Annotated in this window: 12 protein-coding genes; 11 read left to right on the top strand and 1 reads right to left on the bottom strand. The window is 58.5% G+C overall.

Going from position 1 to position 19,636, the window contains the following annotated elements; translation table 11 throughout:
* Positions 1-95 precede the first annotated feature (95 nt).
* The 5 genes from ABIC03_RS21590 (at position 96) to ABIC03_RS21610 (ending at position 12,129) form a co-directional block, all read left to right on the top strand.
* A complete protein-coding gene (locus tag ABIC03_RS21590) occupies positions 96-6,983 on the top strand; it encodes a DUF4082 domain-containing protein (RefSeq protein WP_354060808.1) in 6,888 nt (2,295 codons plus the stop codon).
* A 10-nt stretch (positions 6,984-6,993) separates the two neighbouring features.
* Positions 6,994-7,317 (top strand): hypothetical protein, encoded by a 324-nt coding sequence (locus ABIC03_RS21595; RefSeq protein WP_275173788.1) that lies wholly within the window; start codon positions 6,994-6,996, stop codon positions 7,315-7,317.
* Positions 7,295-9,508 carry a peptidase domain-containing ABC transporter gene (locus tag ABIC03_RS21600; protein WP_502916933.1) on the top strand — a complete coding sequence of 738 codons (2,214 nt, stop codon included), beginning with the start codon at positions 7,295-7,297 and terminating at the stop codon, positions 9,506-9,508. Before ABIC03_RS21595 ends, ABIC03_RS21600 begins: the two co-directional genes overlap by 23 nt.
* 107 nt (positions 9,509-9,615) lie before the next feature.
* A complete protein-coding gene (locus ABIC03_RS21605) occupies positions 9,616-10,932 on the top strand; it encodes an HlyD family type I secretion periplasmic adaptor subunit (protein ID WP_275173790.1) in 1,317 nt (438 codons plus the stop codon).
* A gap of 24 nt (positions 10,933-10,956) precedes the next feature.
* On the top strand, positions 10,957-12,129 hold the full coding sequence (locus ABIC03_RS21610; protein ID WP_354060905.1) for a hypothetical protein: 1,173 nt from the start codon (positions 10,957-10,959) through the stop codon (positions 12,127-12,129).
* Here ABIC03_RS21610 and ABIC03_RS21615 read toward each other — a convergent pair.
* Positions 12,067-13,032, bottom strand: coding sequence for a glycosyltransferase family 2 protein (locus ABIC03_RS21615; RefSeq protein ID WP_354060812.1), 966 nt, complete (start codon positions 13,030-13,032; stop codon positions 12,067-12,069). The genes ABIC03_RS21610 and ABIC03_RS21615 overlap by 63 nt on opposite strands.
* Positions 13,033-13,223: 191 nt before the next feature.
* Between ABIC03_RS21615 and ABIC03_RS21620 the strand changes: the two genes are divergently transcribed.
* Genes ABIC03_RS21620 through ABIC03_RS21645 form a run of 6 tightly spaced genes read left to right on the top strand, consistent with a single transcriptional unit; the run spans position 13,224 to position 19,584 of the window.
* Positions 13,224-14,018 (top strand): WecB/TagA/CpsF family glycosyltransferase, encoded by a 795-nt coding sequence (locus ABIC03_RS21620; RefSeq protein ID WP_354060814.1) that lies wholly within the window; start codon positions 13,224-13,226, stop codon positions 14,016-14,018.
* Positions 14,019-14,021: 3 nt separating this feature from the next.
* The gene (wecB, locus tag ABIC03_RS21625; protein ID WP_354060816.1) at positions 14,022-15,146 is read left to right on the top strand and encodes a non-hydrolyzing UDP-N-acetylglucosamine 2-epimerase; all 1,125 of its coding nucleotides are present in this window, start codon (positions 14,022-14,024) and stop codon (positions 15,144-15,146) included.
* On the top strand, positions 15,139-16,401 hold the full coding sequence (gene wecC, locus ABIC03_RS21630; RefSeq protein ID WP_354060818.1) for a UDP-N-acetyl-D-mannosamine dehydrogenase: 1,263 nt from the start codon (positions 15,139-15,141) through the stop codon (positions 16,399-16,401). Before wecB ends, wecC begins: the two co-directional genes overlap by 8 nt.
* Positions 16,402-16,438: 37 nt before the next feature.
* Entirely contained in the window at positions 16,439-17,503 is a 1,065-nt protein-coding gene (locus ABIC03_RS21635) for a Gfo/Idh/MocA family protein (protein ID WP_354060820.1), read from the top strand.
* A gap of 53 nt (positions 17,504-17,556) precedes the next feature.
* A complete protein-coding gene (locus ABIC03_RS21640) occupies positions 17,557-19,032 on the top strand; it encodes an oligosaccharide flippase family protein (protein ID WP_354060822.1) in 1,476 nt (491 codons plus the stop codon).
* Positions 19,033-19,065: 33 nt separating this feature from the next.
* Positions 19,066-19,584 carry an acyltransferase gene (locus ABIC03_RS21645; RefSeq protein WP_354060824.1) on the top strand — a complete coding sequence of 173 codons (519 nt, stop codon included), beginning with the start codon at positions 19,066-19,068 and terminating at the stop codon, positions 19,582-19,584.
* Positions 19,585-19,636 lie beyond the last annotated feature (52 nt).

Genomic DNA, 19,636 nt, shown 5'->3' on the forward strand with positions numbered 1-19,636 from the left:
TGTTTGGAACTGTGTAAAATGTATGCGCATTTAATTGACGAGTTGTTTAAAGAAGATTAAAATATAAAAACTATTTTATTTTAATTGGTGTAGCCATGCTGGTTCAGAAGGCGAGCGTCTTCAGCCGGGGAGCCCGGGCCGCTCTACCAGGGGAAGATATTCCCGCATTGGATGTTTTTCGGCGAGAAGCGCCGTTCTGGAATGCGTTCGATGGCTCCGATCCGGCCGACCGGTGGGTTCCGCCGTTTGCTAATCCGCCAGTAGATGACGCCACTTTCTTTCCGCAATCGTCTCGGGCTGCGGGCGATCCGCTAGACTTGCGCGGCGTTTTGCCCCGTCTCTTCTCCACATCTTTCCAGTCGCGATTGTCTGCTCTGCTGTCTTCGACGTCTTTGACGAGCCGCTATCAGAGCTTGGTCCCGACATCTCCATCTGCGGCAAGCAGAGGGACGCCGCCGACGTCATCATCGGTTTCGACCACGGGCACCACTCGCTGGACCAATCCGAGGGACGGAGCCTGGAATGACGCCACGAACTGGAGCGCCGGCGTCCCGGGGATCATTGATTCAGCGATCCTCGATGCGATGGGAACGTATGTCGTCACCAGCACCGCCAGTGTTGATATCAGGAGCCTGGTCGTTGATGCAGGCGCAACGCTTTCGTTCGGTGCCGGGTCGCCCTTTGTCGTCGAAGGCGACGTAGTGAACAATGGGATTATCGACGCCGGGGCGTTCCTTGGTAATCGCATTGCTACGGGATACTTCAAGGGCGACGTCAGCGGCACAGGATCTTTCGAGATTTCAGACACGGCGATCCTGGAGATCGGGGGGGCGGTTTCCGGGCAGTTCTTGAATGGATCGTTCTCCGGCATAACGGTGTCGTTCGACACGGAAGCTGGCACGTTGGTCCTCGATCAGTCGACCGAATTCCACGGATTGATCGGAGGTTTGTCGCCGGCGGCGCCGCTTTCGCCAGGGAACCTCATCGACCTGAAGGATCTACCTTTCACATCCTCGATGACGGCAACCGTCCAGTACGACAACAGCTCGAATATCAGCGTGGTCGATTTCAGCAACGGTGCCGCAAATGTCACTTTGCTGTTCTCGGGGATGGACCTGAACTGGAATTTCAAGAGCGATGGGCGGGGAGGAACCCTTGTCTCTGATCCACCCACAAACTCCATAGTACTGGAAAATCAGAAGCCGGGTACGCCGAAAAGTGTCTGGCAGATCCAGCCGGGAGACAATTCGACTCAGACCCAAGGGTTTACAACTGCAATCAGCACCAATGTCGGGGGGCTGGTCCAATTCAAGATCAACAACCTGACCGGCAACCCGAACTATCACGTCGATCTTTACCGGCTAGGCTATTACGGTGGCAATGGTGCCAGACTGGTTACGAGCCTGCAGCATCAGGGCGCAACTGCGGTCGTCCAACCTGCACCGTTGACTGACCCGTCGACCGGCCTCGTAGACGCCGGCAACTGGAGCGTGACCGACTCCTGGAGTGTACCAACCGATGCGGTCTCGGGCGTCTATATCGCCAACATCGTCAACGGCACTCAAATCTTCCAGGTCCCATTCATCATAAGGAACGATGCTTCGCACAGCGACGTCGTCCTCCAGACAACCGATCAGGACTGGCAAGCCTACAACGGGTGGGGCGGGGCCAATCTCTATTTCGGCAACGGTCCGGGTGTCAACGGATCAGCCTACGCAGTCAGTTACAATCGACCTATCGTAACTCGTGACGGCACCGGCACGTTTGCCGAGGGTGGAGACTCCCCGTTCGCCGCTGAGATTGCGGCTATCTATTGGCTGGAGCAGAACGGGTACGATGTCTCCTACATCTCTGGAATCGATGCAGCGACAAACGGTTCGTTGTTGCTCAACCACAAAGTCTTCATGGACGCGGGGCATGACGAATATTGGACCGAAGCTCAGCGCGCCAACGTAGAGGCCGCAGCGCATGCGGGCGTGAACCTTGCGTTTCTTACAGGCAACGAGATCTTCTGGAAAACAAGATTGGCAGCCAGCATCGACGGCAGCGGATCGGCCAACCGTACACTCATTAGCTACAAGGATACGCACGCAAATGCCCTGATTGATCCAACGGGACAGGCGACCGGAAATTACGCTGACCCGCGGTTCGGTCCGGCTCTTCCCGCAAACTCATTGACTGGTACATTGTTCGCGGTCAACGCATTCCGGTATGACACGATCACGATACCGTACCCGATGACCCAATTGCGCTTCTGGCGCAATACAGCTGTTGGGCAAACGTCACCCGGACAGACCGCCTCGCTCGTGCCGGGCCTATTGGGCGTCGAATGGGACACCGCGCCGGACAACGGATTTCGTCCAGCTGGGTTGATCAATGTCTCCTCTTCAACGGTGCAGGTGGACGGAAAGTATCTCCTTGATTATGGCAACACATTCGGAGCAGGCACGGCGACCCATAATCTCGTGGTGCATCGGGATCCCGTTAGCGGCGCACTGATATTTTCGGCCGGTTCAATGAACTGGTCCTGGGGGCTTGCTAGCGACCACGATGGGCCGGCGACTCCGGTAGATGTCAATGTACAGCAGGCGATGGTGAACCTTTTCGCCGACATGGGGGTTCAACCGGCGACGCTGCAAGCGAGCTTAGTAGCCGCGTCCCAGTCGACAGACGGTACGGCGCCGACCTCTGCCATCACCAATCTCTCGGCTGCCAGCGTTGTCGAGGGGCAATCGATCACAGTGACGGGGACGGGCACTGACGCGGGTGGAAAAATTGCCGGCGTCGAAATCTCCACGAATGGCGGAACAACCTGGCATCCAGCCAACAGCAACGTCGGCGCGGCGAACGTGACATGGTCATATACGTTCGTCGCAGGCGCTCAGGGGACATATAATCTCAAGACCAGGGCGGTCGACGACAGCCTGAACTTGGAAACACCCGGGGCGGGCACTACCTACACGGTCACGCCATCGTCCAGCCTGACACTCTTCAGCACGACCGATACGCCTGCGGTGATCTCAAACAGCGATTCCGACTCGGTTGAGCTTGGCCTCAAATTCGTCCCCGCTGTATCGGGAAAGATCACCGGCATCCGTTTCTACAAAGGGCCTGAGAATACCGGTACCCACATCGGTGATCTCTGGACCACAAACGGCACGCTGCTTGCGAGCGCCACCTTTAGCAACGAAACCGCGAGCGGCTGGCAGCAGGTTGATTTCGCGACGCCTGTCAATGTGCAGGCCGGCGTCACGTATGTCGCCTCCTATCACACGAACACCGGCCACTATTCCTCAACCGACTACTACTTCATCAACTATGGGGGCCTAACGAAGGGTGCGCTCACCGCGCCTGGAAGCAGCCTCAACGGCGTCTATGCCTATGGCAGTGGCCCGGTCTTCCCCGGCAACGCTTCCTACATCGACGCCGCGAATTACTGGGTAGACGTCGTTTTCACCGATTCAGGCACGACGTCGCCGCAAGCTCACGAAGACAGCGGCTTCACGGTTAGCCAAAATAATGTGCTGAACATTCAGGCATCAACGCTACTCGCCAACGACACCAATCCGTCCGGGCTGGCTTTCTCGATTACCAGCGTCGGTAACCCAGCCAATGGAAGCGTAAGCTACAATTCGCAGAACCAGACCGTGAGCTTTACCCCCGCCATTGGCTATGCCGGGGCGGCGAGTTTTACCTACACGATCACGGACACGAGCGGCCAAAGCGGGTCCGGCCAGGTGTCGCTCCAGGTCAACTATCCGGCCTCCGCACAGAGCCTATTCGGCACCAGCGATGCGCCAAACGTGGCCAATTCCGGCGATACCAGTCCCATCGAAGTCGGAGTCAAGTTTAGCGCATCCGTGAACGGGACAATAACCGGCCTGCGCTTCTACAAGGGATCATTGAACACCGGCCTCCATATTGCGGATCTCTGGAGCTCGACCGGAGCCCTGCTTGCAACTGCTACATTCACGAACGAGACAGCCAGCGGCTGGCAGCAGGTCAATTTCTCCAATCCCGTGGCCATCACGGCAGGCACCACCTACGTCGCGTCCTATCACACCAACGGCAATTATTCCGGTACCCAGAACTATTTCGTGACATCGCTTGCCAACGGCCAACTAACGGCGCTGGCTGGCGCCAACGGAGTCTATAGCTACGGATCCGGAAGCGCGTTCCCGACGAGTACCTTCAAATCCTCCAACTACTGGGTCGATGTCGTCTTCAATGGCTCCTCCGCTGCCAGCGTGCCACAAGCTAACGCCGACAGCGGCTTCACGGTTAGCCGAAATAGTGTGCTGAACATTCAGGCATCAACGCTACTCGCCAACGACACCAATCCGTCCGGGCTGGCTTTCTCGATTACCAGCGTCGGTAACCCAGCCAATGGAAGCGTAAGCTACAATTCGCAGAACCAGACCGTGAGCTTTACCCCCGCCATTGGCTATGCCGGGGCGGCGAGTTTTACCTACACGATCACGGACACGAGCGGCCAAAGCGGGTCCGGCCAGGTGTCGCTCCAGGTCAACTATCCGGCCTCCGCACAGAGCCTATTCGGCACCAGCGATGCGCCAAACGTGGCCAATTCCGGCGATACCAGTCCCATCGAAGTCGGAGTCAAGTTTAGCGCATCCGTGAACGGGACAATAACCGGCCTGCGCTTCTACAAGGGATCATTGAACACCGGCCTCCATATTGCGGATCTCTGGAGCTCGACCGGAGCCCTGCTTGCAACTGCTACATTCACGAACGAGACAGCCAGCGGCTGGCAGCAGGTCAATTTCTCCAATCCCGTGGCCATCACGGCAGGCACCACCTACGTCGCGTCCTATCACACCAACGGCAATTATTCCGGTACCCAGAACTATTTCGTGACATCGCTTGCCAACGGCCAACTAACGGCGCTGGCTGGCGCCAACGGAGTCTATAGCTACGGATCCGGAAGCGCGTTCCCGACGAGTACCTTCAAATCCTCCAACTACTGGGTCGATGTCGTCTTCAACGGCTCCTCTTCGGCTACAAACTCACCGCCGACCGCGGTCGCAGATACCACTGATGCGACCGAGAAGGGTGGCGTAAACAACGGCACGGGCGGCACGGCGGCCAGCGGCAACGTACTGACCAACGATACCGATCCCGATCCCGGTGACACCAAGACTGTCACTGCAGTCAGCTTCGGCTCGACCAATGGCACACCCGGTTCGGCTCTCGGGGGCGCGCACGGCACCTTGGTTCTCAACGGGTCGGGTGCCTTCACTTACGCGGTGAACGAGAACGATGCAGCGGTGCAAGCCTTGCGGCTGTCGACCAATACGTTGACGGATGTCTTTAGCTACACGATGCGGGACTCTGTGGGCGTCCCATCGTCGGCCACGCTCACTGTCACTATTCATGGCGCCAACGACGCGCCGGTGCTGGCGATTCAGACCGGCAGCCAGACTGCGACCGTTGGCTCCGCGTTCTCGCTGACAGTGCCCGCAGGCACTTTCACGGACGTCGATTCCGGCGACTCGCTCACCTACGCCGCAACCGCCGCTGACGGTTCGGCGCTTCCAGCGTGGCTTGCGTTCATTGCGTCGACCCGCAGCTTTAGCGGGACGCCAACGTCTTCGGACCTTGGCACGCTCAGCGTCAGGGTCTCTGCTGCTGATCTTGGTAACCTCACTGGCAGTGAGACGTTCGATATCGCGGTGTCGGCAGTTCCTTCAACGGTGAGCCTGTTCTCAAGCTCGGATACCCCGGCAGTGCTGTCCGGTTCGGATACCTCCCAGGTCAACCTCGGAGTGCAATTCACGTCGTCCGTGGCAGGCACGATTAGCGGCATCAAATATTACAAGAGCGCAAATGATCCCGGTACCCACACGGGCTCGTTATGGAGCAGTACCGGCACGCTACTGGCGACCGCGACTTTCACGAACGAGAGCAGCAGCGGCTGGCAAACCGTCACCTTCAGCAATCCCGTGTCCATCGCGGCTGGCACCAGCTACGTCGCGAGCTTTCACAGCAACGGCCATTATGTCTCCAGCACTAGCTACTTCACCACCGCTCGCACCAACGGTCCGCTCACGGCTCCCGCGAACATCAACGGCGTCTACACCTACGGAGCAAGCAATCTGTTCCCGACCAGTGCCTATAACGCAAGCAACTACTGGGTGGATGTCGTGTTCAACAGCTCGAGTGGCGGCGCCAACCAGTCACCGGTCGCTGCGAACGACAGCGGCTTCTACGCCACTCAGAACGTCCCCTTGGGGATTCCGGGATCGGCACTGCTTGCCAACGACACCGATCCCGACGGCAATACGCTCACGATCACGGGCGCAAGCGGCGGTGTGAATGGCGTCGCCAGCTTCAACGCCCAAAGCAATAGCGTGGCCTTCACTCCGACAGTCGGCTACACGGGGCCGGCGTCCTTCAACTACGGCGTCTCCGACGGCCATGGCGGCGTCGCCAGTGCATCCGTCGCTCTCAACGTGAACGCTGCGTCTTCGACGACGGTGCGCCTGTTCAGCGCAAGTCAGGAGCCCAGCATCGTGGCGGCCAATGATCCAAAGTCAGTGGAACTGGGCATCAAGTTCCAGGCGTCTACCCCAGGCGATGTTATCGGCCTTCGCTTTTACAAGGGCCCATCCAACACGGGCACCCACGTTGCGGATCTTTGGAGCAGCAGCGGGACTTTGCTGGCAGCCGCGACCTTTACAAACGAAACGGCCGACGGCTGGCAGCAGGTCAATTTCGCAGCGCCCGTGACGATCATGCCGGGAACCACCTACATCGCCTCCTATCATACCGCCGGCAATTACGCGGCCGACCCGGGCCTGCTGGCCAACGCAATTACCAACGGTCCGCTGACGGCCCCGTCCTCGGCATCGATCGGTGGCAACGGTGTGTTCGCGTACGGGACAGGTAGCCTATTTCCGACCAACACCTACAACGCGACGAGCTACGGCGTTGACGTAGTTTTTAGGCCGCAGATAGCTGCATAGGAGAAGTAAGATGCACGCCGAACTATATACAGACGGAATCGAAGAAATTACCGTCAGCGGAACTATCGTCCGCATCGATCTGGTCAGTCTTTCACCGACGGAGCGTGACGCCAACAACGTCCCGAAACGCGTGTTTTCTCAGCGGCTGATCTTTTCGGTCGAATCCTTCGCCAATTCGGTCGATGTGATGCAGAAGGCGCTTCAGGGGTTGGTCGACGCGGGCGTAGTCCGGCGAGGTCAGCCAGCTGAGTCGCACAACGGTGCGTCGGTCGTACGCGATGCGCTCGCGCCCAGCACGCCACGGTCCCATAATGTCTCTTCGAACTTCCGGTGAAATCGACGCCCCTGGTGGCGCGAAAGGCCTGGTTGTGGACCCGCCTGGATTGGCGACGCAGACGGCATTGGAGTGCCTGTCCAAGATTGCCGGTCATCACGGCGTCGACCTGGCGGTCGAGCGTCTAAAGCACGCCTATGCCGTAGCCGCTCCGCTCTCGTTGAACCTTCTGTTGCGCATGGCCAAGGATGCAGGTCTGCGCGCGAGAAGCACGAAAATGGAGTGGGGTGCGCTGATCCGTCTCGGAGAAGCCTATCCGGCGCTGACGCGGCTCGCCAATGGCAACTGGATCGTTGTCCTGGGTGCAGGACTGGAAGCTGAGGGCACTGAGGTCGTCAGCGTCTTCGACCCGCTCGCCGACCGCAAGGACGAGGTCTTGTTTGTCGACCGAGACCGATTCTGTGCCCAATGGGCCGGGGACATCATCCTGATCAAGCGCGAGCAGTTGACACGGGAGGCTCCCAGGACTTTCGGCCTCCGGTGGTTCGTGCCGGAATTGCTTCTTCAATGGCGACTGTTCAGGGACGTCGCGATTGCGGCCATCCTGCTCTATGCGCTGGGACTCGTCATCCCGATCTTTTTCCAGCTCGTCATCGACAAAGTTCTGGTTCACGAGAGCTTCACCACGCTCTACGTACTCGCGGCAGGGGCGGCCGCAGCACTCGTCTTTGACACGATATTCGGCTTTCTGCGGCGCTACTTGCTGCTTTATGCGACCAATAAGGTCGACATTCGAGTTGCTACAAAGACGTTCGGTCATCTCCTCGGGCTGCCGGTCACCTTCTTCGAGCACATGGCAGCGGGGGTCTTGGTCAAGCACATGCAGCAGGCGGCGCGAATCCGTGAGTTTCTGACCGGCCGACTATTCTTAACCACCCTAGACGCGCTTTCGCTATTCGTCTTCCTGCCGGTACTTGCGCTCTACAGCGTGAAGTTGACGCTCATGGTTCTGGCCTTCACTGCCGCGAGCGGCGCTGTTGTCGGCCTGCTCATGGGTCCTTTCAGGCGACGTCTCTACGATCTTTACCAGGCGGAAGGTGCGCGGCAGGCTCTCCTCGTCGAGACAGTTCACGGTATGCGCACGGTGAAGTCGCTGGGGATGGAGCCCGTGCAGGGCAGGATCTGGGATAGCCGCTGTGCACAGTCGATTACCATGCGATTCGGTGTCGAGAAGATTTCCGCCGGTGCCCAAGCGCTCACCGGATTTCTCGAGAAGATCATGACAATTGGGATCATCGCTGTCGGAGCCCTCGATGTCTTCGCTGGAGAAATGACAATCGGCGCGCTGGTCGCCTTTAACATGTTGGCCGGCAGGGTCTCCGGACCACTGGTCCAACTCGTGACCATGGTGCACGAATACCAGGAAGTTGCTCTTGCCGTGAAAATGCTCGGCGAGGTGATGAATCAGAAGCCTGAGCGTGACGGCAAGAAAGATGGGCTGCGCCCCGATATCGCCGGCAAAATCGAGTTCGAGAATGTTTCCTTTCGCTACGGAGCTGAGGGAGAGCCGGCGCTCGATGATGTCTCCTTCACCGTCGAGCCAGGTTCGATCTTCGGGATCGTAGGCCGAAGCGGCTCCGGCAAGACGACGCTCACAAGGCTGATTTCGGGCATGTATCCGGTGCAGCAGGGGCTGCTCCGTATCGACGGTTACGATTCGAGGGAGCTCGACCTGGCACACCTGCGCCGAAACCTCGGAATCGTCTTGCAGGATAATTTCCTGTTTCGAGGGACGGTTCGCGACAATATCGCCTGCGTGAAACGGGACGCGACATTTGCCGAAGTCGTCGCTGCGGCGCAGCTCGCAGGCGCCGATGAGTTCATCGAGCGGTTGCCCCGTGGCTTCGATACCATGCTTGAGGAAGATGCCTCGAACCTGTCCGGCGGGCAGAAGCAGCGGCTCTCGATTGCGAGGGCTCTGATCGTCAATCCACGGATCATGATTTTCGATGAAGCGACGAGTGCCCTCGATTCCGAAAGCGAAATGATTATCAAGCGCAATCTCCGCCGTTTGGCGGCGGGACGTACCGTCATCATTGTCTCGCATCGGCTGTCCATGCTGACTGAAGCAAGCCAGATCCTGGTGATGGACCGCGGCCGAATCGTTGACCTGGATCGCCACGACCACCTCCTGTCGAAATGTACCATCTACAGGCATTTGTGGAACCAGCAGATGAAACAGATTGCATGATGGAGCCAAGGCAACCACGGACGGACGCGAACAGGAACGGTCTGGTCCCGGCCAGGACGGTCGAGCGACGGCTGAAGCTATTCAGGCCAGTGCCAAGACAGGCGCCTGTGATCGCCGAGTTCCAGTCCGATGCAACCGAAGTCGAGCACCAAGCGCCGCCGCGGCTCGCGCGCCTTACCCTCTACGGCGTGCTTGGGCTAATTGCCTTCGCGGTCACCTGGGCATCCGTTTCGCAAGTGGAGACGATCGTCACGGCGCAGGGGAAATTGACCACGACACGTCCAAACCTGGTCGTACAGCCGTTGGAAACGTCGGTCATACGCGAGATCCACGTCAAGGCCGGTGATCGCGTCAACCGCGGCGACGTTCTGGCTACGCTCGATCCGACCTTCTCGCAGGCCGATTTCGATCAATTGCGCGGGAAGGTGGCTGGTTTCGATGCGTCGATCGATCGCCTTGGCGCCGAATTGAATGGAACGGAGTATGCCGCCAAGGAGCTCACAAATGCGGACCAAATCCTGCAGGGCAAGTTGTTCTTGCAGAGGAGAGCCGCCTATGAGGCGCAGATCCAGAACTACGACGCACAGATCGCTTCCGCTCGAGCCAATCTGAAGACAGCGCAGGACGAAGAGGCGGTTCTCCTTCAGCGACTCGATACGATGCGTTCTATTGAAGCCATGCGCACCACGCTGATGGACAAAGAGGTCGGTTCGAGGCTGAATTTTCTACTGTCTCGCGATGCACGGCTCGAAGTTGAGAGCAATCTGGCGCGCGTTCGTGGCAGTATCGCCGATACGACCCATCGGCTGGACAAGGCCCGCGCTGACCAGAAGGTCTTCGTCGAGGAGTTTCGTCGCGCCACTTATCAGGAAGTGGCGGAGACGCTACCGAAGCGCAATGGTGCAGCAGAGGAATTGAAGAAAGCCGAGCTTCGTCGACAGTTGGTCGTCCTGCAGGCGCCGGCAGATGCCGTGGTGCTGGATATCGCAAACCGGACAGTCGGCTCGGTGGTTCGCGAAGCGGAAACGCTGTTTGTCCTGGTTCCGCGTGACGTGCCTCTTCAGGCGGAGGTCAACGTCGAGGGTCGGGATATCGGTCAGGTGGCGCTTGGACAAGCGGTCCGGATCAAGTTCGAAGCGTTTCCGTTCCAGAAATATGGAACTGCAACGGGGGAAGTCCGCATCATCAGTCAGGACACGTTCTCGCCGGACCCGAAGGCCGAAGGTGCGCGCCGCGCGTCAGCTCCCTATTACCGCGTACTGGTCGATTTGTCGGACACGCACCTTCGGCTGCCGGCTGAGCGCATTCAACTGATTCCAGGTATGGCGGTGACGGCCGAACTGAAAGCTGGCAAGCGCACCGTGATCTCCTATTTCCTCTATCCATTGCTGCGCGGATTGGATGAAAGCATTCGTGAATACTAACCCGGCTTGGAATGGCGATTGACCATGATCATTAGTCCGAATTTTGGGGCGAAGCTCCTAGTGCCCACAGCGGCGGGCAAGCTCTCGCAAAATTCACCGCTCGTGAACTATGCGCTCAACGGGCTGGAACGTTGTTGGCTACCTGAACATCGTCGGTGGTCCCATATTTACCATCTTGATGGACGTTCTTCGCCCAACGAATCGGTACCCAACAGCGACGTATTCTATACTCTCAACGTTTTACTCGGGATGTCGCGCGTCGCTGGAATTCCAAGTGGTATTGATCTGCCGGAAATATTCCATCGCAATGTTCTGTTACTCACGAGGCTCCCGGTGCGCAAGTACGCCTTCGGTATGGCGCTATGGAGCGCCGCCGAGCTCGGCGTCGAAATACCGGAGCCGGTCAAACACCAGCTAAGAGCCATTCTTGCCGATGAGTCCCGGTGGAGGGCTTTCCGTGCGCAGGATCTTGGCATGCTGCTCACGGGGATCGTGGCTCAGGCGAGGGCGGGCGAGAACGAATGGTGGCGCTACGCCATGCCGCTATATCGGTTTTTGAAGGAACGCTTGCACAGCGAATCGGGATTGTTTTTCGATGCACCGTTCGGCTTTCGGCGCCGTTTCTCGTCATTTGCAGCGCAGACCTATCTCTCGATCGCCTGTTATCAATATGGTGAATTCGCTGGCGATGCTTCCGCGCTTGTCATGGCCGATACTTGTGTGCGCAATCTGATAGCGCTTCAAGGTCCACAGGGCGAATGGCCCTGGTTTTTCGACGCGCTGAACGGTCGCGTCCTTGATTTTTACGAAGTCTATTCTGTCCATCAGTATGGAATGGCTCCGGCACTGCTGGAATGGGCAGAGCGCTTTGGCCAGAGGGGATCGCGGGACGCCCTGGTCAAGGGATTCAACTGGGTACTCGGCCAGAACCAACTGGGCCGAGCCATGCTCGTGCCTGAACTCAACCTGACCCTCCGCTCGCAGGTTCGCAAAGGTGAATTGACAACGAGGGCGCCCCGGGTATTGCGCGCGCTCAAGAACGCCTGGCTCGGAAAAGGGCCGCGGCTGATCGACGACACTAACGTGGAAGTTCGGCTTGAGTGCCGCAGTTACGAGCTGGGTTGGATCCTGTGGTCATTCGGCCGGCGTACCGACTTGCCGGAGCTGACTCACAATTGTGCCTTTGGCGGCGCCTGACGGAATTGCCGGTTCGCTAACGTTCCAAGCTACGGCGCGCCGGCCTTGTAGGTGTGAGAGCATCGTCATGGCGCGGTGCACTCGGACAGCGCACAATACGGCAATTGCTTTCAGGCGGACGCCGCTACCATGCAGGCGGTCACTGGCAAGCACAGTCAAAGCGTTTGGCGCAACTGATGCGAGGACGAGCAATGCTTGCGCGATCCAGCGCAATCGCCAGAGAGGTTTGCCTTCCGCCATATTGCGATAGTGCGCGATGTGTCGATCCCATTTGGCATAGAGCTCCAGGAGAGAGCCCCGGGAAGGATGGAAGACGATCATCTCAGGGGTGTATCGAAATCGAAGTCCCGTGCGCAGCGCACGCTGCCCCCACTCCATGTCTTCGGCGACCTCAATGCCAGCAAAAGGGCCGACGCGATCGAAGTCGCGGCGAGACACCGCCATATTGCCAGTGCCGGAATAGCCGTGGCGCTCGATATAGAGCTTGAAGCGATAGGCGAAGACGCTCTCGTAAGCCGCAATGGCGTCAAGCTTTGCGTTTTCCGGCCGCCAAATGCGAACGTCACCCCCGAGAACCGTGCCAGCTGGCGACAACTGAGACCATCTCATCACACTGCTCAGCCAGTCCTGACGGGCCCGACAATCTGCATCGATGAAAGCGAGGATCTCGCCGCTGGCCGCGGCGACGCCTGCGTTTCGCGCTGGGCCGGGACCTGGATGCGATTCTTGCTGCAGCCGTACACCGGGATGACCAGCGACGACGTCCTTCGGAGGCGTTGCCGAGCCGTTGTCTACCACGATGACCTCGTACGAGTGTCGAGGCAGGGTCTGTGCGTCCAGGCTACGCAAGCATGCTTCCAGCGCGTCAGGCTGGTTGAGGTGGGGAATAATGACCGAGATCATACGTTAATTCCCTATTTAATTTATGTCGCGCTTGTAGCTTGCTCGTTTTGCGCGGCGGCCTTCATTTTCAGCGGGTACGCGACAAGGGTGGCGTATTTAAAACTTGCAATTAAATATCGGATGGGTATTATCTATATAATAATCTTAAATGCAACTTAAATTGCATTGTGATTTCTGAGGAGTAAGTTCCAATGCGCGCATCATTTCTGGGATGTCCCGTCGACCTCCTGACAATGGCGGAAACCGTCGAATTGGCGCGCGGGGCCATGCGTAGCCGCCAGCGGTTGCAGCATGTGGCGCTGAACGTTGCCAAATTCGTCAACATGCGTTCCGACTCCGTGCTCGCGGCCGATGTCGCCAGCAGCGATGTTGTCGGAATCGACGGCATGGGGATTCTCTGGGGCGCCCGAGTGCTCGGGCTCCCGGCGACGTCGCGGGTAGCGGGCGTGGATCTCCTTGCCGAGCTGCTTGCGGTATGTGCGCAGGAAGGGTTCAAACCCTATTTCCTGGGAGCCACTCCTTCCGTACTGCAGCAGGCGATGCAAGCCGCGCGCGAGAGGTATCCTTCACTTGCCTTTGCGGGCTGGCACGACGGCTACTTCAAACGCGAGCAGGAGAATGGCGTTGTCCGGGACATCCGATCCAGCGCGGCCGATTGTCTTTTCATTGGCATGCCGACGCCGCGGAAAGAACGCTTTCTCGCCGCCCATCGCGATGATCTCGGCGTACCCTTTATCATGGGCGTGGGTGGTGCGTTCGATGTTCTAGCAGGCACCGTTCGGCGTGCGCCGGTACAGATTCAGAGGCTCGGCCTCGAATGGCTGTACCGCATCTATCAGGAGCCTGGGCGGATGTGGTGGCGATACGCCACGACGAACACCCTGTTTGCGGGCATCCTGGCGCAGGCCATCGTCAGGCAGGCCCTTCACCACCCGCTTGGTGCGCCCGGCGTCGTTCCGCCGGGGCCGAGCCGGATCGGAGGGTAAGGCGTGCGCAAGCATTTTTTCATCCTTCTGGGAACCCGGCCGGAAGCAATCAAGCTCTTTCCAGTCATCAATCTGCTCAAGGCCGAGAAGAGCAAGGACATTTCCGTGACGATCTGTGCGACCGCACAGCACCGGCAACTGCTTGATCAAGTTCTCAAGCTGGCCAAGGTGGTCCCGGATTTTGACCTGAACGTCATGACGACCAATCAGACGCTGGATCATCTGACCGCCCGGTTGCTCGGACAAATCGGCGAACTCCTCGAAAAATTGAAGCCCACCAGGGTTATCGTCCAGGGCGACACGGCGACTGCCATGACGGGTGCACTGGCATCCTATTATCACCGTATACCGGTCTCGCACATTGAGGCCGGGCTACGCAGCGGTGACATCTTCGCGCCTTGGCCTGAGGAGGTGAACCGCAAGATTGTCGGCTCGATCGCCGATCAGCATTTTGCTCCGACAGAGCGCGCGGCGCGCGCGTTGCGTTCTGAAAATGTCTCGGATGACCGCATTCACGTTACCGGAAACACGGTGGTGGACGCCCTCATCCTCGCGAAAGCCATGGTCGAATCCGATCCGGGACTGTCGTGCCGCTGGGATGGCATTAAGAAGCGTCACGGCAATCGGCGGATCATCCTGGTGACCTGCCATCGCAGGGAAAACTTCGGCGGCGGCGTCCTTAACATCGTGAACGCGCTGGAGACCATCTTGCAACGGGAGGACGTGGCTGTTGTGCTCCCTGTGCATCCGAATCCGAATGTCCGTGACCTGTTTGCGTCTCGGTTTTCAGACCACCCGCGAGTCGTACTTATTTCTCCTCAGGAATACACGGATTTCGTGAGCCTGCTCTCGCTCTCTTATCTGGTCCTGACAGATTCAGGCGGCGTACAGGAGGAAGCCCCCACTTTCGGAAAGCCGGTTCTGGTGATGCGCGACACGACCGAGCGTCCTGAGGGAGTGGAAGCGGGGACGGCACGTTTGGTCGGTGCGAACTACGAGAGGATCGTTGCGGAGACATTTCGCTTGCTCGACGATGATCAGACCTATGCTGCCATGTCGCGTTCGCACAATCCGTTTGGTGACGGGCACGCGAGCGAGCGAATCGTGAAGGTCCTTCTCGATGCATGAATTACAAAAAATCAATGTCCTGGGACTTGGCTATATCGGTCTGCCGACCGCGGCGCTGGTTGCGAGCCGAGGGCTGCAGGTGGTCGGTATCGATACGAATGAACGCATCGTTGACACCGTTGCTTCTGGCAGAATTCACATCGCCGAGCCCGACTTGGATGGCCTAGTTTCCAAGGTCGTGTCGAGTGGTGCCCTCACGACTGCCAGAAAGCCTCAGCCGGCGGACGTGTTCATCATCGCAGTGCCGACGCCGATTGATCACGACAGCCGTCCGGACTTGTCAAGCGTGAATGCCGCAGTCGACTCAATCGTAGATCTTCTCGCGCCAGGCAATCTTGTCATTCTTGAATCGACATCGCCGATTGGGACTACTGAAGCCATCGCAAAGCGGATCCTTGAACGCAGGCCGGAATTGCACATCGGCGTCAACGGCAAGGAAGATGGCGCGATTTACGTCGCATACTGTCCCGAACGCGTGCTGCCGGGACGGATCTTGACCGAGCTTATCAACAACGACCGGTGCATCGGCGGGATTACGCCAACCTGCACGCGGCGTGCCCAGCGGTTCTACAAAATGTTCGTTCGCGGCGCTTGCGTCGGTACTACGGCGCGCGCGGCCGAACTGGTCAAGCTGACGGAAAATGCCTTTCGCGATACCAACATAGCATTTGCCAACGAGCTATCGCTGATTTGCGACAGGTTCGACATCAACGTCTGGGAGGTGATCGATATCGCCAACCGCCACCCTCGCGTAAACGTATTGCGGCCCGGACCTGGAGTGGGTGGGCACTGCATTGCGGTCGACCCCTGGTTCATCATCGACTCTGCGCCGGACCTCGCGCGCGTTATGCGAACAAGCCGGGAGGTGAATAAAGCCAAAACGCAGAAGATCATCGAGCGCACAGAGGCACTGATCGACGATCACCCCTATGCGAACATTGCTTGTTGCGGACTTACCTTCAAGGCCAATGTCGACGACGTGCGTGAGAGCCCGGCCATGGAGATAGCCACGCATCTCGCGGCAAAATACGGTGAACGGATCAAGATTGTTGAGCCGAATCTGCGCCGTCTGCCTCCTCAATTGGCCGATCATCGTGTCGCATTCATGAATATCGACGAAGCCCTGCGCAGTTGCGAGATCGCGATTCTTCTCGTCGATCACGACGAATTCAAGATGGTGCCGTTAGCAGAGCGCCGGCACCTCGACGTGATCGATACGCGAGGCATCTGGCAGGATATGCCGGCGCGGACATAACGTATTGCAGCGTAATCCCCAATGGATCGAGGTCAGTATGCGAGATAGCCAGGTGGGAATCGGGGTCGTGGGATACGGCTATTGGGGCCCTAATCTCGTTCGCAACTTCTCGATCAATCAGGACGCTCGCGTCGTCAGCGTCAGCGACCTTGATCCAGGCAGGCTCGGTGCCATAAGGCAGGTTTATCCGGGGGTATCAACTACGGCTCGATATGACGATCTGCTGAAGGACACCTCGATTGATGCAATCGCTATCGCCACGCCGGTGCACACACATTACGATCTGGCAATTGCGGCGTTGAGGGCTGGCAAGCACGTGTTGGTTGAGAAGCCCCTGGCGCCAAGCACAGAGCTCGTGTCCCGCTTGATCGACGAAGCGGACCGTCGCGGATTAACGCTGATGGTCGATCATACCTTTCTCTACACACCAGCGGTTCAGAAGATCCGTGAACTCTTGGTGAAGGGAGAGCTCGGAGACGTCTACTACTACGATAGCATACGCTCGAGCCTCGGGCTGTTTCAAAAAGATGTAAATGTGATCTGGGATTTGGCGGTGCACGACATCTCGATCATCAACCATATCCTCGATGAGGAGCCGGTCGCGGTCTCGGCAACGGGCTCGTGCCATGTTGCCGGTTCGCCGGAAAACATGGCCCACATCACATTGTTCTTCCCCAACGCATGCGTGGCCCACGTCAGCGTCAACTGGCTCTCGCCTGTCAAGGTACGCCAGACGTTCATTGGTGGCAGCAAGAAGATGATCGTCTACGACGATCTCGAGCCGACCGAAAAGGTGAAGGTCTATGACAAGGGAATTACCCTTGATAGGCCTCCCGAGAGTGCACATCAATTTCGGATCGGCTATCGCGCCGGCGACATGTGGGCTCCGCATATCTCGCCCAAGGAGGCGCTGCAAACGGAGGTCGAGCATTTTATTGACTGCGTGCGCACCGGCGGACCGCCCATTTCCGGCGGCATGTCTGGGCTGCGAGTGATCGAGGTGCTTGAGGCCGCTTCGCGATCGATCGCCGAACAGGGCAAACCGGTCGCGATCAGGCAGTTGCCGGGCAAGCTACCGGAGCGGGCCCGGGCCACGGCTTGATTGGCAGGTTGGTCGTGGCTGTTCGTTCGCCGAGCCCCCGCGACGGAGTCGCAATGAACTCAGTACAGCGTTCAGTCTTGTTTTCTGCGGCGGACCGCTATGCGGGTCTTGTGCTTTTCCTCGTCTCGACGGCGGTACTTTCGCGTCTGTTGACGCCGGCGGAATTCGGGGTCTTCGCGGTTGTCAATGCGCTCACCGCCGTGATCGCGGCCGCTTTTCAGGAATTTGGGGGCGCGAATTACCTGATTCAGAAACATGAGCTATCGCGCGGGACTATTCGCACAGCGTTCACTATCACCTGGGCGATCTCACTAGCAGTTGCCCTGATCCTGTTGGCGTCGGCCAACGCCATATCGCAACTCTTTGGGCAGGACAGTCTAAGGCGAGGTATCGAGGTTTCTGCGCTAAACCTTCTCCTTCTACCGGTCTCCGGAACGTTGGCTGCCTTGCTTCGCCGTGACATGCAGTTCGGAACGCTCGCGATCTGCAATCTTGCAAGCAACACGACGATGGCGCTGGTCTCGATCGGACTGGCGGCAATGAACCTCAGCTACATGGCTCCGATCTGGGGTGGAGTGGCAGGGAGCATGGTTCTCACGGCCATGCTGCTGAGCTCGTATCGGGATTTCAGCGTGTTACGTCCTTCGCTGTCCGAATACCGGGACGTCCTCGAGTTCGGTCTCTTTTCCAGCGGCGTTAGCGCCATCAATATCTTCTACAACCTTGCGCCCCAGCTCTTTCTTGCGAAAATTCTCGATTTTACGGCTGTCGGTCTCTATAGCCGGGCGATAAACCTGACCCAGGTATTCGACAGGCTCGTCACGCAGGTGCTGAACCCGATCATCATGCCGGCAATCGTGACGAGGCGTGCAGCCGGGGCGGATCTAAGGGGCGTGTATCTTGACGCGGTCCAACTGCTTTCCGCAGTGCAGTGGCCATTCCTCTCGTTCATAGCGATTATGGCAAAACCGATCGTTTTGCTTTGGCTGGGTGAAGCTTGGCTGGAGGTCGTTCCGTTAGTGCGCATCCTTTGCCTTGCAAATCTAGCGTTGTTCGCTGCGTGTCTGACGTATCCTGTATTCGTGGCAGTTGGGCGCGTGCGCGACGCGCTTGTCTCGTCATTCATCTCGTTGCCGCCATCGCTTCTTGCCCTTCTGGGTGCGTCCTTCTTTGGCGTGGAGGCAGTCGCAGCGTGCGCCTTGTTGACGTTGCCATTCCAAGCAGCAGTGGCGATTTACTATCTCAGTCCGCACCTGGCGCTGCTGCCCGGCCAATTTTGCCGTGCCCTGCTGAAGAGCGGTGTCGTGACGATGGTGACTGCCTCGGGCGCAGCGACCTGTGCGGTGTTGATCGGGACGGGGACTCTTAATCTCATTGTAGGGTTCATATCAGCGTTGGTGGTCGCCGCCGTCTGCTGGTTGTGGGGATTGATCGTGACAAGGCATCCTCTGCTGCAGCACCTTCGTCAAGCGGCGGAGGGGCTTGCCGAAATGGCGCCCCGGCTGATTCCGTCACGCCCGCTACCGTGAAGGCTTGCCTGACTGAATAGATGAGGAACTGACATGCCAATAAAGGACACCGAGCTTGGCCGCGATGTCCGCATTCTGCATCCGGACCTGGTCAACCTGTATGGTTGCGCCGTTGGTGACGAGAGCAGGATCGGAACCTTTGTCGAGATCCAGGCGGGGGCAAAGGTAGGTGCGCGTTGCAAGATATCGTCGCACAGCTTCATCTGCGAGGGCGTCACGATCGAGGACGAGGTGTTTGTCGGGCATGGCGTGATGTTCACGAACGACAAATTTCCCAAGGCAACAACCGCGGATGGTCGTCCTCAGCAAGCTTCGGACTGGACACTGCAGCGCACTCATGTCGGCAGGGGGGCTTCCATCGGCTCGAACGCCACCATTCTGTGCGGTGTGACGATCGGCGCCGGTGCCTCCGTGGGCGCGGGGGCGGTGGTGACGAAGGATGTTTCGCCCGGCAGCATCGTCGCGGGAGTGCCCGCTCGGGTTTTGTCTGCGGCCGAAACCGCCGTCTCGGGCGATCGTGGCTTGTCAGAGGCGTCTCGTAAACCATTTTAAATCGCCGTATATATATCTAAATTTAATGCTTGATTAAATGCCGCATCGCTAG

This window comes from Bradyrhizobium sp. RT6a (assembly GCF_040547675.1).
Classification (GTDB): domain Bacteria; phylum Pseudomonadota; class Alphaproteobacteria; order Rhizobiales; family Xanthobacteraceae; genus Bradyrhizobium.

Excerpts from the sequence above, each read along its gene's own strand:
- ABIC03_RS21590 (WP_354060808.1), top strand. The coding sequence starts at position 96 with ATGCTGGTTCAGAAGGCGAGCGTCTTCAGCCGGGGAGCCCGGGCCGCT.
- ABIC03_RS21595 (WP_275173788.1), top strand. The coding sequence starts at position 6,994 with ATGCACGCCGAACTATATACAGACGGAATCGAAGAAATTACCGTCAGC.
- ABIC03_RS21600 (WP_502916933.1), top strand. The coding sequence starts at position 7,295 with ATGTCTCTTCGAACTTCCGGTGAAATCGACGCCCCTGGTGGCGCGAAA.
- ABIC03_RS21610 (WP_354060905.1), top strand. The coding sequence starts at position 10,957 with ATGATCATTAGTCCGAATTTTGGGGCGAAGCTCCTAGTGCCCACAGCG.
- ABIC03_RS21615 (WP_354060812.1), bottom strand. The coding sequence starts at position 13,032 with ATGATCTCGGTCATTATTCCCCACCTCAACCAGCCTGACGCGCTGGAA.
- ABIC03_RS21620 (WP_354060814.1), top strand. The coding sequence starts at position 13,224 with ATGCGCGCATCATTTCTGGGATGTCCCGTCGACCTCCTGACAATGGCG.
- wecC (WP_354060818.1), top strand. The coding sequence starts at position 15,139 with ATGCATGAATTACAAAAAATCAATGTCCTGGGACTTGGCTATATCGGT.
- ABIC03_RS21635 (WP_354060820.1), top strand. The coding sequence starts at position 16,439 with ATGCGAGATAGCCAGGTGGGAATCGGGGTCGTGGGATACGGCTATTGG.
- ABIC03_RS21640 (WP_354060822.1), top strand. The coding sequence starts at position 17,557 with ATGAACTCAGTACAGCGTTCAGTCTTGTTTTCTGCGGCGGACCGCTAT.
- ABIC03_RS21645 (WP_354060824.1), top strand. The coding sequence starts at position 19,066 with ATGCCAATAAAGGACACCGAGCTTGGCCGCGATGTCCGCATTCTGCAT.